The sequence below is a fragment of the Vibrio pectenicida genome (assembly GCA_024347015.1).
In the GTDB taxonomy this organism is placed as follows: domain Bacteria; phylum Pseudomonadota; class Gammaproteobacteria; order Enterobacterales; family Vibrionaceae; genus Vibrio; species Vibrio pectenicida.
This window is the reverse complement of record AP024889.1, coordinates 827,191-841,358: the sequence shown is the minus strand read 5'-3', so window position 1 is coordinate 841,358 and position 14,168 is coordinate 827,191. Positions and strand designations below refer to the sequence as shown.

Here is a 14,168-nt window from a genome sequence, read left to right as displayed (position 1 = left end):
ATTATCTGGCCGATTACGAAATTAGTTGCGGAAGTGGCGGAATTGGTAGACGCACCAGATTTAGGTTCTGGCGCCGCAAGGTGTGAGAGTTCAAGTCTCTCCTTCCGCACCATAAATTGTTAACTGTTGCAGTTAACCCTGTAGGTCTATCGCCAAGTGGTAAGGCAGCGGCTTTTGATGCCGCCATTCCCTGGTTCGAATCCAGGTAGACCTGCCATATATAATATCAGTCAGATTCACCAATTATCTGGCCGATTACAAAATTAGTTGCGGAAGTGGCGGAATTGGTAGACGCACCAGATTTAGGTTCTGGCGCCGCAAGGTGTGAGAGTTCAAGTCTCTCCTTCCGCACCATTATTTAATGGCTACAAATACCTGCTAATTAGAACACATATCTCATTGTATTAATTCTCTATATCAAAACCCATCTTATTCTATTACTTCAATATTTCCCCCGATTAAAAATAAAAAATCCAGCTAATGCTGGATTTTTACTTATAGTCATGACTTTCTATTTAGCTAATATATTACTTTCTTAGCCTAGAAGCCCCAACGCTGAGTTGGGCGCTTGCTTTGCCTGGGCAAGAACAGAACTCGATGCCTGAGTTAGGATCTGAGCTTTAGTTAGTGCTGTTGTTTCTTTCGCAAAATCAGTATCTTTAATTCTACTCTTAGATGCATTCACGTTTTCGTTAATGTTATCTAAGTTACTAATTGCGTGACTAAAGCGGTTTTGGAATGCACCTAACTCTGCACGATGGCTATCAACAAATTGCAACGCTGTATCAACAATAGCGACCGCTTCTTGAGCACCTGCAACTGAAGTAATATTAACCGTATCTACCGTTATATCTTCAGCAGCACCAAAGTTGAGTTCACCAGACAACGAGCCTCCAAAAGTCAGAGCACCATCAACTTTATTGTTACCAGCGAATATCTGTATATTACCATCATCACCAACAGAAGCTTTGACCATATCGTTCTGACCATTGATATAGGTGGCCAACTCTTCAATATCATCCCCTTCTTTAGCATTGATAGTAATAGTTTGTGCATCACCAAAAACATCATTAAAACCGATGGTTAGCTCATTAGCAGCAGCATCTACTCCCCAATCTTTATCTTTCGCTTCAGCCGCCACATAGATACTGCCACCCATCATGGCATTATCACTACGTAAGTTTTCCAAGGTCAGCATAACGGCTTCACCATTATCTGCACCAATCTGAAAAGACTTAGTTGCAAATGTACCATTAAGTAGTTTATTACCACCAAAAGATGTTGTTTCCGCAATACGGTTCAACTCATCGTTGAGTGCTGTGACTTCTTCTTGCAGTGCAATACGTTCAGATTTAGAGTTTGAGCCATTTGCAGATTGTAAGGAAAGGTCTCGCATCCGCTGCAGAATGTTAGTCGTTTCATTCATTGCACCTTCAGCTGTTTGCGTAATGGATATGCCGTCATTTGCATTTCGTACCGCTACATCTAGCCCTCGACTTTGTGAGGATAAGCGATTCGAAATCTGCATACCAGCTGCATCATCCTTAGCACTGTTAATTTTAAACCCTGAAGATAAGCGCTCCATCGAGGTCTCTTGGGCAGCTGTCGCGCTATTTAAATAGCGTTGTGCCGTCATTGCTGCAACGTTAGTGTTTACATTAACCGCCATAGTGGTTACTCCTATTGATTTTCCGTAGTTCGGAAGTTTCGAAAGGTTTCCGACGTCTCGGTAAACCAAGTTCTCTCAAAGTACCCTTATTAGCGACGCAGAAATAATTTACTTTAGGACAAACTATGAAATTCCCATCCAAACTGATGGAAAACATAAATAGATTGATCTGGCCTACAGATATTAAATCGTAAGCTAAAGATTTTTGAGTATTGGCCGGTGGGTACGAAGAAAAGTCTAGGAAAAAAGGCTAACAAACAATACATTAAGTTCATGATAAAAAAAGAAAAGCCCCTTTTCCTTTGAGAGAACCGGGGCTATTGTGGTTGCCATTGTGGAGATCGAGAGAAATGATCACTGCCTGGCTTCCGTATACATAGACTTTAAAGTATGAAGAGCGACTGTGAGAGAGCTCTATACAACTAAGAAGCCTATGCTTGCCGGAATGCTTTCACTAACCCACGTCTGGGTACTGCTAGTGAAAGTATTCACTACTACTGCAATAACGAAATTGCAGAGTTTGGCAACTGTTTTGCTTGAGCAAGTATTGATGTACCCGCCTGTTGCAATATTTGTGCTTTAGTTAATGCTGTTGTTTCTTTAGCAAAATCAGTATCTTTGATTCGGCTATTTGATGCTGCTACATTTTCTTGAATATTTGCCAAGTTATTGATGCTATGACTTAAACGGTTTTGCTTCGCACCAAGGTCTGCCCTCTGTGAATCAATATACCTCAGAGCTGAATCTACAATGCCTACCGCATTTTGCGCGCCACCAGCCGTAGTTACATCAATATTTCTAACTGTGGTCAACTCGCCTGGGCCACCATTTAAACCAACCTCAGTAGCAAGGCCACCAGAAATATTTAAGTTACCTTCAATGTGGGGCTCAGCGACAAAAACCTGCAGACGCCCATCTTGGTCAACCGAAGCGCTTATTTTGTCTGTTTGACCATTGATATAAGTGGCCAGTTCTTCAATGTCATCGCCTTCTTTAGCAAGAATATCTAAAGTAATGGCCTCACCATCTTTGGTGGTAAACTCAAATTTGATATCTCTTGCCGTAGTCGGCACACCCCAGTTTTTGTCTTTACCTTGCAGTGGGTCTGCTATGAATGACTGACCTCCCATTTTAGGTTCATCAGCACGTATACTGGTTAACCCCATAATAATGGCTTCACCAGAACTTGCACCTATTTGGAAAGCTGATTCTCCAAATGATCCATTCAGAAGCTTACGTCCGCCGAAAGATGTGGTTTCGGCGATACGGTTTAATTCATCTTGCAGTGCCACTACTTCTTCATTTAGAGCCACTCGCTCTGAGAGAGAGTTAGTACCATTTGCCGATTGTAGTGACAAGTCACGAATTCGCTGCAGAACAATAGTTGATTCGTTCATGGCACCTTCTGCTGTCTGAGCAATCGAAATACCATCATTGGCGTTACGCATTGCCACATCTAGGCCGCGACTTTGTGCTGTCAAACGGTTAGATATTTGTAGACCAGCCGCATCGTCTTTCGCACTGTTGATTCTGTGCCCAGATGAAAGTCTTTCCATCGAGGTGTTCAAGTCATTCGTCGATTTGGTCAAGTAACGCTGGGCGGTCATCGCCGACACGTTAGTATTTACATTAATGGTCATAGTCTGCTCTCCTATTGAGTTCGCAAGTGCTTGCGAAGCGGCCAGCTTAATCTCAGTTGGAAGCACTGACCGTAGATGACTTGCTAAGTAGGCATCACCTACTTAAAACCTGCTAGTTAAACTCTTGCTTACAAGAATACAAGTAGTATGCCAACTTTTAAAAACCAATAGAAAATTAAATTTCATACTTGTTTTCAATACTTTACCAGCCATCCATCTAGGTTTTTGCCTAACTAGGTTTGCCGATATCCCGCAACGGCAATCTTGTTGCCGCTTATTTGCCACTTGGTTGCCACTGCTTAAACAACAATATTCTAACCAGGTGACTCTATCTCACTTCGCACATACGGCAGAGCACGTATGGCACTGAAGCTAGATATAATTAAATAGTGTTAACTCTTTTGTTTTACCAAAGGCTTTGTGAGAAGCCTGTAATGCGCGTGAATTTTCATTAAATTCGATAACTGCATCGGCATAATCTAGATCTTCAAAAGTGCTCTTTGACTTCGCCAATGTCAGTTTAAAATCCTCATGTTGCTCTTCTTGAATATCTAAGGTATTCAAACGAGCACCTACATCTGTTCTCGATTTATTGAGGTGAATAAATCCAGCATGAAACTCTTCCGTAATCTGATGCAACTCGGCAGTATTAGATGTATCTGACACAGACCCTTCAGAAAGCAACATAGCCTGCTTAAAAGTATCGAAAAGGCTGTATGATTTTTTTGGAACTAAAGAAATTGCATCACCTTTGGTGATTTGTCCCTTTATTTGTATAGTAATATCTTCAAACTTCACTCCAGTAGACGGGTTAAAAGTATCCGCACTTACCACAGCGCCATCACGCTCAAGTTGATAACCAAAATTTCCATCCGGCATTTCAACAAACGTGACTTTATAGACTGACTGATCATCTTGATTGAGATTTATGGCTCGCTCAAGCAGCAAATCAGAAGTATCATTTAACTCATACTCTGGCTCAAAATCACCAAATGGATTATCAATCTCCATGAATACTTTGCTACCGGGATCGTTTATCGGTATTTCTAAACTGTTCGATACTTTCATCTTGCGTTGATAATCATCACCGGCATAGGAAATATCCCCGTTTTTATCACGGAAGAAAGGTTGATTCTTAGGCTTAGTTCCCGCAAATATGTAGTTACCGATTTCATCCTGCACGTTAGACAAGTTCAAAAAGTTGTTAGCGATTTCTTGTAACTCACGACGCTTTGCGATTCGGTCTTCAGGTGATAACGAACCATTAATCATTTCCATTACGGTGCGCTTGGCTTCGTCAGCATATTGTTCAGCATTAGCAATGATAACTTCATGGTGCTCTAGACGATTTCGGCTTAACACAATGGCATCCGTGAACTGACGTAGCTGCTCATTTTGTTGACCTATATTTTGGATATAATGAGTTGCCAAGGGATCATCACTCGCCGTCAACAGTTTCTTACCCGAAGCGAGTTGAGCCTGATTGTGATGAATTTTAGATTCCTGACGACGGATATCATTCTGCACAGCTTCATAATTGTGGAAGCTTGAAATTCTAGTCATCATTTATCTGCCTCCTACCTTAACGCCAATATAGTGTTAAAAGTATCATTTGAAGCCTGCATAATACGCGAAGATGCCATGTATATTTGCTGGAACTTCATCATATTGGCTGCTTCTTCATCCAAGTTAACCCCTGAAATAGTCGCAATACGTTCCTGTGCTGATTCTTTCTCCAAACGAGAAACATCTGTAAGACGTGAAGCGGTCGACATTTGCAGTCCAACATCAGTATTTAAATTATGATAAAGGTCTAAAACGGTAGATTCTCCATCATTTAAATGCTTTTTAGTCTGGATATCTTGCATATTCAGTAGGTTACCATTGCCACCTTCTGAAGGGACAAGGTTTGCCGTAAACTTGTCATTAGGCAGCGCTCCTGGAGTTATTGCAAACGAGGTCCCTAAAACTGTTACAGGTCCAGATGGAGGATAAGCCTGAGGCGACAAAAGAATATTCCCATCTGTATCCGTCACGGCAAACTGCTGGCCATTTGGTGAAATAATCACCTCAAATTCACGTAAGTCTCCAGCATTAACAATGAAAAACTCGGCACTTCCTTGAGCAAAAGTTGTAGAAGCCTCATAGCTTTGCGCAGCAATTTCAGAAGGGTCATTCGTCTCCATCTGAATTTGTGCAGCCGCATTTCTAGTCGGTCTTATCAATACTCTTTCACCCGTTTTAAGATCATTTTTTATATCTATGCGGATCCCATCAAGGTAAATTGAGTTATTAATCACAGGGACAATTGACTGCTCTCCACTAGGGCGTTTTATGTAGTAATCGCCATCGGTATATTGAAGTGAATATTCTCCTCCAACTAAACGGCTAAGATCCTCGATATACACTTCAATATCTGCTAAAGAATCTGATGAGGTAACAGCGCGAGACTTAGCAACAACTTGTGAATTTACATCAGTAAATATCAAACCACCTACATTACCCCTTAAATCTAACCCCTGTGTTTGAAGCTGGTTGATGTCGTGGGAGAATGCAGTCGTCATTTTTCCCAATTCATCCATAAGGTAAGGGATCTTCTCATCTCTCATTGATAACATTGCACCGATTTTTCCGTCTATATCTCGCGTGGTAATAGCTTTCATCCCTTTACCTTCAATCATTGCTAATCTGCGCTGATGAACATCGGGGTACCCATCTATCATCTTAAGTTGGCTTGCTTCGGTGCCAGAGACTAGAGTGTGACCATTGCCAAGGTGAACGTTAAAGCCCTCAGCATTTTTACGAGGTGTCACAGTAACTTTTGTATATTCGGAAAGTTCAGCGATAAGCTTTTCATGGGTGTCCATAAGATCATTATGTGGTCCAGGTGTACGCATCATCAGCCGATGCATATCTCTTATTTCAAGTGCTAACTGGTTCACTCGTTCGATGCCGAGATCGAGCTTTTTATTGACCACATCAGATTGCAAACGGACAGTCTCATGGAAATCATTAAGATTTTGAGTAATAAGATCTGCCTTCTCCAATACCACTTTTCGAGCTCCGACATCATTTGGGCTATCAGCGAGTGACTTAACAGCGTCAAACCACTCATTAAGATTTTCTGGTATCTTTTTCGAAGCGATAGAGTCCAGCATACTAGACAACATCTCTAAGTTTTCTTCATCGTCTACTTTATGGGCATGATTAGTGGTGGAAAGGTTGAGCTCGTTAACGGCAAACTGATCCCAAGAGCGGCGAACATTGTCCACATGTACACCCATACCATAGGTTTCCCCACCGTATTGGTGTGGCATGTTAGTACCTTGTATCACCGACTGGCGGTTATAACCCTCTGTATTCACATTAGAGATGTTATGTCCGGTGGTGTTAAGTTGTCTCTGAGCAGTGAGTACACTTTGTGCACCAAGGCCCAGTAGATCAGATGCCATATCGCCCCCAGGAAAGCCTAATAAAAGCAGTACAACTAAATATCCTTAATTAGTTATAAAGCAAGATGTATACCAAGTTTAGGTGCGGGTGCGGGTGCGGGTGCGGGTGCGGGTGCGGGTGCGGGTGCGGGTGCGGGTGCGGGTGCGGGTGCGGGTGCGGGTGCGGGTGCGGGTGCGGGTGCGGGTGCGGGTGCGGGTGCGGGTCATTAGTATTGACACTTAACCTCCAGTGTCAATAACGACTATCATATTCCTTCTCTTTTGATTGTTCATCCATCTATTTACATCTGTTCGATTTTAGCTTTAACTCTTAAGACCTTATCAGCATAAGCAGGATCCGTTGCATAACCCGCTTGATGGATACCATTAATAAACTGCTCATCACTTCCTTGATGACGAAGAGCAGCATTATACCGAGGGTTTTCATTTAAAAAACGGACGTAATCGTTAAAGCTATCCTCAAAATTCGAGTATGATCTAAACGCAGCACTTTCTTTGACTGGAATACCTTGATGATATTCTAGCGTTTGACTGGCGACTTTATCTCCAGCCCACTTTTTGTCAGCTTTGATATTGAACAAGTTATGGCTACTTCCACGGCTATTACCAATTACTTTTTGCCCCCAGCCAGTTTCCAAGGCTGCTTGAGCCAATAAAAGTGAAGAATCGACACCAAGTGCACTCGCTGCTTTTTCTGCATAAGGTTTCATTGTAATAACAAATGATTGTGGAGAGTCAAAAGGTTCCGCTTCTGCTCTTTGAGCCCGCTCTATGGGTGCTGATCTGGATACGTATCCAGATTGACGAATACCATCAATCTTACTCATCATAGCTTCAAAGTTTACTTCTCGAGCAGCTGCGTTAGAATTTTCAACTGAACCCGAAGATAGCTGAGCAACTATCATATCAGCTAAGCCTAGAGAGCCAGTAGCACTCAGTTCACTTGCCATCTGCTCATCCATCATTTGACGATAAAACTGCTGATTTTTGCTATCCATCAATCCAGATTCGAATGTTGAGTTAGCATCTCTCATTGACTTAAACAGCATGGAAGTAAAAATAGACTCAAATTGCTTTGCTGCAGCACTCAAGGCTTCTTTTTCGCTGCTTTCATCACCATCAACTGCTTGCCGGCGGAGTTTATCGAGATTGGCGATATCATGGATAAACCCAACATCCTTACCATTATTAATCATGCTGCCCCCTAGATTACAATCAACTGGCCTTCGATGGCCCCAGCCTGCTTCAATGCTTGTAGAATAGCCATCAAATCGGATGGCGCTGCTCCAACTTCGTTGACCGCACGTACGAGATCATCAAGTGTTAAGCCAGGTTCAAATTTAAACATTTTCCCCTGCTTTTCTGTCACTTCAATATCGGTATCCGGTGTCACAACGGTTTCCCCCCCCCCAAATGCATTAGGTTGGCTAACATTAAGATTTTCTTTGATGGCTACTGTCATTCCGCCATGAGTCACAGCTGCTGGTTTCAAGCGCACATGCTTACCAACCACAATGGTGCCTGTACGAGAATTTACGATAATTTTGGCAGAGCCTTCCGCTGGATCGAACTCTAGGTTCTCAATCGCAGAAAGAAAAGAGACTCGCTGAGACACATCACGTGGAGCGCGAACTCTGACCGACGTCGCATCAATTGGCTGTGCCATTTGAGGACCTAAAAAGTTATTAACTGCGTCGGCCATACGCTGAGCGGTTGTAAAATCCGACTCAAGCAAATTAAACGTGATGTAGTCACTGCGACCAAATGGTGAAGGTATTTCTCGTTCGACTATCGCTCCATTAGATATCATGCCTGCTGTAGGGTTATTACCAACGATCTTTGAGCCATCTGCACCGGTTGCACTAAAGCCACTGACCACTAAATTGCCCTGTGCAACGGCATAAATTTGCCCATCAACCCCTTTGAGCATGGTCTGCATCAATGTTCCACCACGAAGACTCTTTGCAGCACCAATAGAAGTAACAGTCACATCAATCGTTTGTCCTTGCTTAGCAAATGCCGCGAGTTCAGCAGTGATAATCACTGCGGCTACATTTTTTGATTTTGGTTTAGTACCCGCCGGAAGCTGGATCCCAAAATTCTCTAGCATGGCATTAAAACTTTGGTCAGTAAAAGGAGTAGACTCACCAGTCCCTGGTAATCCCGTTACTAAACCATACCCAACTAGCTGGTTTGCTCGTACACCAGCCACTTGCGAGATATCTTTAATCCGTGCGCCATAGGCTTGCGTCGAAACCATTGTAATGCAAGTCAGTAGTAGTATTAATATTTTCATTAGGTTACCTTCACTCGATACCATAGCGCCAAAACTTCGACTTTAGTAAGTTTTAAAGAGCAACATTAAAGAATCGTGCCAAAAATCCAGGTTCTTGCATATCTTGTTGAGTACCAGTACCTGAATATTGAATTCTAGCGTTAGAAATACGATTTGATGCTATTGTATTTTCATGAGAAATATCATCTGATCGTATGGTACCACTAAGTCTAATATACTCATCTCCAGTATTAAGAGACAGCCACTTTTCACCTCGGATAACAAGGTTCCCATTTGCTAAAACCTCAATAACTTCAACGGTAATCGAACCAGAAATACTATTGCTTTGATTAGCCGCAGCACTGCCACTAAACGAGTTGTCATTACTCAAATTGTAGGAAAAATTATAATCCCCAATATTGAGTTGCTGGCCACCAACTTCGAGTGGATCCATTGATGCATCATTATTTTTCGAAAGATCCGCATCCGCACTTTTTGCAGCCTTTGTGTTTTCATCCAGAGTAACAGTAATAATATCACCAATATCACGAGGCTTAGAATCATCATACAAACTGGTTGCGTGAGAAATGTTAAATAACGACCCTGTTTCTGCCGCATAATGTTCTGGTTTATGTTTCGGGTGAATAGGTGCCCATGCAGGGTCTCCTGCAAGCGGGTCGGTTCTACCACGCAATGTATCAATAATACCTGAGCTCTCCTCCTCTGATTTATCGCCTTCAACAGCGTCCACTGTAGTGGTACCTTGAACAATATCAGAGGTTTCAATCGGAGCTTCCAACATCGAGCAACCTGAAAGTAAAACTAGTGAAATAATGGTCAGTAAACGATTCATAACAATCTCCTCATTACCTCAGGTTTATAATTGTTGATTTACAAAGCTCATCATTTTATCAACTGCTGAAATAACTTTAGAGTTCATTTCATAGACACGTTGAGCTTCAATCATATTGACCAGCTCTTCTGTCACATTGACATTAGATGTTTCTAACATGGATTGACGAATATCACCAAACCCATCAAAACCCGGTACCCCCTCTTGAGGATCACCACTTGCCCCAGTAGGTAGATACAAGTTCTGTCCAATGGGCTCAAGACCACCTGGATTAATAAAATCGACGGTTGTTATCTGCCCCAGCACTTGGTTTTCTTGTTGACCTCGTATTCGAACCGAAACCTCACCATCCGTTCCAACTGTAATGCTTATAGCGTCTTCGGGAATAGCGATTTCTGGTTCAAGTGAATAGCCTGCACCAGAAGTTACAATAATCCCTTCGTCATTTACGGTAAACTGACCATTTCGACTGTAGCCAATGTTGCCATCTGGCATCAAGATTTGGAAAAAGCCGTCACCTTCAACCATCATGTCTAGGCTATTATTCGTAGTTTGCGTATTACCCTGTGTATGCACTTTCTGTGTAGCAACTACCTTTGACCCAGCTCCTAGCATCAAGCCACTCGGTAACTCAGTATTTTGTGAAGATTGCCCACCTGGCTGATTGATATTTTGGTAAAATAAATCTTCAAACACAGCACGGCTCTTCTTATACCCAACAGTAGATGCATTCGCGAGGTTGTTTGAAATTGTTTGTATATTAGTTTGCTGGGCATCTAAGCCCGTTTTACTTACCCATAATGCCGGATGCATATCTTCTCTCCTAATCCTTTGGTTAACTCATACGAAGCAAAGAATCTGACGCTTTGTCCATATCTTCAGCTGTACTCATCATTTTGACCTGCATTTCAAACTGACGTTGAAGGTCAATTAGATTGGTCATTTCCCCGATAGCATTGACGTTACTGCCTTCCAGAGCACCAGTTAGCAGCTTAACATTGGCATCCATTTCATATGCCACATTTGGATCCTTGGAACGAAAGACTCCATTCACATCTTTATAAAGTGAGCGGTTGTTAGTACTCGTTAGCTTAATACGATCAACAATTTCAATAGCGTCTGCTGGAGCTCCTTGAGGGACAACTGAAATAGTTCCATCACTACCCACTTCAATTTTACTCACGGGGATTGGTACAGTGATTGGTGCACCTGTTTCGCCTAGTACTAAATTACCCCCACCAGTCGTAAGTAAACCATTAACATCAATATTCATATTACCGTTTCTGGTCAATCCTTCTTTACCCATACTGTCAAGAACCGCAATCCAGCCTTGATCTTGGATAGTAACATCTAAACTTCGACCAGTAGTGATGACACTACCTTGTTGAAAATTGTGCCCAGGACGCTCCGTCATACTAAAAACTCGACTAGGCATACCTTCGCCATATGCTTGCATAGAGCGGGCCTGCGCTAAATCAGCTCGAAAACCGGTCGTACCAACATTTGCCAAGTTATTAGCTCTAAGCTGCATAGCCTGCATATTCTGCTTAGCACCACTCATAGCAAGAAACAATGCACGATCCATAATTTGCTCCTACAATCACAATTACCTTAAACAAAGCAAATATCACGCCATGTCGTAAAGTGATATAAAATCATGAACTTATATTAAAATTGTTTGAAGGGAGGGAAGAGATATGAAATGATTTGCCGGAGGTGGCAAGGTCATAAGCTGGCTATTGCCACCAGCTTATCCGTACTTGAAATGCGGGATGTCTTAAAATTTTACAAATGGTCTTAACGAATCTGCAAAATATTCTGTTGGGTTTGATTATGAACTTCCAAAGAACGTGAGTTTGCCTGGAAGTTCCGTTGGGCTGTAATCAAATCAACCAACTCTTGGGTCATATCAATATTAGATTGTTCCAAGGTACCACTCGAAACACTACCGAATGACCCTTTATTAGATTCACCCCAAATCTTAGAACCCGAAAACTGCGTAGAATCCCACTGGGTGCTACCCTTTTTATCAAGGCCTTGTTCATTAGCCACACGCACCAAAGCAACCCGTCCTAAAGTAATATTCTCACCATTAGAATAAGTCCCTAAAACACTGCCATTTTCATCAAAATCAACTTTGGTTAAGAAACCTGTTGTGGCACCATCTTCATCAAATTTGGTTAACTCAAATGGAGCGGCAAATTGTGTCGCGTCTTTTAGTCCAAATGCCAAGATTTGAGTTTCATCTGCACCATTTAAGTTAATTGGATTAGCTCCTGTACCCAGAGCCTCAGTGACTATATCTTGGTTATTATTAATGCTAGCTAAAGTACCATCATTGTTGAACCTCATTGTGTGTCCAACTTGCCCTGTTGGTGACGTTGCATCCCCACCAACAATATTGATGGGTTTCTCGCCATCAGTATCTGTGATAGTATAATAGGTTAACCATGTATTAGGTTGAGTCGCGTCTTTAAGGTAGTAAGACGTCAGTTTGTAAGATTGTCCCATCGAATCGTAGATAGACGAAGAAGTAGAACGGTTATAAGTTTCAGGGTCTGTAATATCAAACAAAGCTGGATCTTTTAAAGGAGCGCCTGCTGGTAGATTAAAACCGACCTCAATATTCGATGTCTGTTTTGGCTTACCAAACTCTTTAGGAATATTGATAGGTGAAGCCTCATAGGATAATACATCACCAGTATCTTTATTGACTTGGTACCCCAACAAAAACTCATCATTCGCTGTAACCATGTAATTGTTTTTGTTCAAGTGAAATGAACCGTTTCGTGTCAGCTCATTTGTTGCTGGCTGCAAGCGATCTTTGGCGACAGAGAAAAAACCTGTCCCAGAAATTCTAAGGTCCATTGGGTTGTTGGTATAAATACTTGATCCCTCATGAAACTGCTGGGCAACTTTTGATGCCTGCACACCTTGACCCGGTGTCGTTTTCGCATGAGTGAACAATGAGTTAGAATAAACATCTCCAAACTCCGCCCGTGATTCTTTAAAACCATAGGTGGCGGCGTTAGCAATATTATTACTGGTTGTATTCAGATCTAACTGAGCAGCGGATAAACCGCTTAATGCAACATAAGACATTCCAAATCTCCTATCTAGCTAGCGTAATAATTACGCCTTTCCAACTTCTAGTACTTCAGCAAGTCGAACTGGCGATTCAAAACCAGCTAGATTGAGTAGTACGTTACCATTGCCGTTTCCAAGTAAAACGCTATTTACATTTGCGTAAGTCGAAACTTCAAATTCTTTCGACTGCCCGTCCAACAAACCCGAAGCTTTCACATTGTATTTGCCAGCCGGCAATGGATTACCGTTTTGATCTTTGCCATCCCAAACAACGCGACTGTCACCACCTGGTTTAGAGCCTACGTCAAAGGTACGGAGCAGTTGTCCCATCTGATTCTCAACTCGAACCATCAAATTATCGACAGCTTGAGGGAGTTTTACCATAGCAGACATAGGACCTTCACTAGTCTTCACACCGGAAGAGCCTGGAATAAGAACATCCCGACCTACAAGTGATGATGCCTGAAGTGCTTGACTCGATGTCATCGATGAATTCAATGTTTCAAACTGATTATTCATTTTACCGATGCCATCTACCGTCGCAAACGACGCCATTTGGGCAATCATTTGGTCATTGCTAACCGGCTTAAACGGATCTTGTTGAGAAAGCTGCTTAGTAAGCAAAGATAAGAAATCTTCCTGTTTAAGATCTTGCTTACCTGTTATCTCATCTGGCTTGCTATTGTCTTGAAGCCGTTTAAGCTGGTCAACATAGGACAAGCCGCTTTGACCAACATTATTATTAATGTCCCCAGCCATAAGTTACCTCCTATCCTTATTGACCCATCTGCAGCGTACGCAGCAGCATTTGTTTACTAGCATCTGCAACTTGTACATTCGTTTGATATGAACGAGAAGCAGATATCATGTTCGCCATTTCTTCCATCACATTAACATTCGGCTTATAAATATAGCCGTCATCGTTAGCGAGTGGGTGTTCGGGGTTGTACTCAGCATCAAGTGGCTTGTTACTTTCAACAATACCTAAAACTTGTACCGGTACCGTATGTTCACGACCATATTTAGCTTTACTTAGTTCGGCACCAAACACAGCGTGACGTGCCTTGTAGGTATCTTGAGCAGAACTAGACACACTGTCAGCATTAGCCAAGTTACTCGAGGTGGTATTTAAACGAACAGATTCAGCACTCATTGCAGAACCAGTCACGTTGAATACATTAAATAGGCTCAT

12 protein-coding genes and 3 tRNA genes are annotated in these 14,168 nt (G+C 42.2%); 3 read left to right on the top strand and 12 right to left on the bottom strand.

What is annotated here, in order from left to right; translation table 11 throughout:
- Window positions 1-27 precede the first annotated feature (27 nt).
- The 3 genes from OCV27_RS03940 (at window position 28) to OCV27_RS03930 (ending at window position 354) form a co-directional block, all read left to right on the top strand.
- Window positions 28-112: transfer RNA gene (locus tag OCV27_RS03940), tRNA-Leu, on the top strand.
- A gap of 30 nt (window positions 113-142) precedes the next feature.
- Window positions 143-217 (top strand) — tRNA-Gln (locus OCV27_RS03935).
- 52 nt (window positions 218-269) lie between these two features.
- A tRNA-Leu gene (locus OCV27_RS03930) sits at window positions 270-354 on the top strand.
- A 181-nt stretch (window positions 355-535) separates the two neighbouring features.
- On the opposite strand, the gene OCV27_RS03925 is transcribed toward OCV27_RS03930, so the two are convergent.
- The 12 genes from OCV27_RS03925 to flgC all read right to left on the bottom strand — a co-directional run bounded on the left by OCV27_RS03925 (window position 536) and on the right by flgC (window position 14,168).
- Window positions 536-1,669 (bottom strand): flagellin, encoded by a 1,134-nt coding sequence (locus tag OCV27_RS03925; RefSeq protein WP_125319389.1) that lies wholly within the window; start codon window positions 1,667-1,669, stop codon window positions 536-538.
- 494 nt (window positions 1,670-2,163) lie between these two features.
- Entirely contained in the window at window positions 2,164-3,309 is a 1,146-nt protein-coding gene (locus tag OCV27_RS03920; protein ID WP_125319388.1) for a flagellin, read from the bottom strand.
- Between the two features lie 372 nt (window positions 3,310-3,681).
- Window positions 3,682-4,875: a flagellar hook-associated protein FlgL gene (gene flgL, locus OCV27_RS03915; RefSeq protein ID WP_125319387.1), complete on the bottom strand. Its 1,194-nt coding sequence runs from the start codon at window positions 4,873-4,875 to the stop codon at window positions 3,682-3,684.
- Between the two features lie 11 nt (window positions 4,876-4,886).
- Window positions 4,887-6,761 (bottom strand): flagellar hook-associated protein FlgK, encoded by a 1,875-nt coding sequence (gene flgK, locus OCV27_RS03910; RefSeq protein WP_125319386.1) that lies wholly within the window; start codon window positions 6,759-6,761, stop codon window positions 4,887-4,889.
- Window positions 6,762-7,042: 281 nt separating this feature from the next.
- The gene (gene flgJ, locus OCV27_RS03905) at window positions 7,043-7,957 is read right to left on the bottom strand and encodes a flagellar assembly peptidoglycan hydrolase FlgJ (RefSeq protein WP_125319385.1); all 915 of its coding nucleotides are present in this window, start codon (window positions 7,955-7,957) and stop codon (window positions 7,043-7,045) included.
- 8 nt (window positions 7,958-7,965) lie between these two features.
- Complete coding sequence (locus tag OCV27_RS03900; protein WP_125319384.1) at window positions 7,966-9,057, bottom strand: flagellar basal body P-ring protein FlgI; 1,092 nt, start codon at window positions 9,055-9,057, stop codon at window positions 7,966-7,968.
- Window positions 9,058-9,109: 52 nt separating this feature from the next.
- Window positions 9,110-9,889 carry a flagellar basal body L-ring protein FlgH gene (gene flgH, locus OCV27_RS03895; protein ID WP_125319383.1) on the bottom strand — a complete coding sequence of 260 codons (780 nt, stop codon included), beginning with the start codon at window positions 9,887-9,889 and terminating at the stop codon, window positions 9,110-9,112.
- A gap of 24 nt (window positions 9,890-9,913) precedes the next feature.
- Window positions 9,914-10,702, bottom strand: coding sequence for a flagellar basal-body rod protein FlgG (flgG, locus tag OCV27_RS03890; protein WP_125319382.1), 789 nt, complete (start codon window positions 10,700-10,702; stop codon window positions 9,914-9,916).
- 22 nt (window positions 10,703-10,724) lie between these two features.
- On the bottom strand, window positions 10,725-11,474 hold the full coding sequence (locus OCV27_RS03885) for a flagellar basal body rod protein FlgF (protein ID WP_125319381.1): 750 nt from the start codon (window positions 11,472-11,474) through the stop codon (window positions 10,725-10,727).
- A gap of 212 nt (window positions 11,475-11,686) precedes the next feature.
- Entirely contained in the window at window positions 11,687-12,991 is a 1,305-nt protein-coding gene (gene flgE / locus OCV27_RS03880; RefSeq protein WP_125319380.1) for a flagellar hook protein FlgE, read from the bottom strand.
- A gap of 30 nt (window positions 12,992-13,021) precedes the next feature.
- Window positions 13,022-13,735, bottom strand: coding sequence for a flagellar hook assembly protein FlgD (locus OCV27_RS03875; RefSeq protein ID WP_125319379.1), 714 nt, complete (start codon window positions 13,733-13,735; stop codon window positions 13,022-13,024).
- Between the two features lie 16 nt (window positions 13,736-13,751).
- A complete protein-coding gene (gene flgC / locus OCV27_RS03870; RefSeq protein WP_125319378.1) occupies window positions 13,752-14,168 on the bottom strand; it encodes a flagellar basal body rod protein FlgC in 417 nt (138 codons plus the stop codon).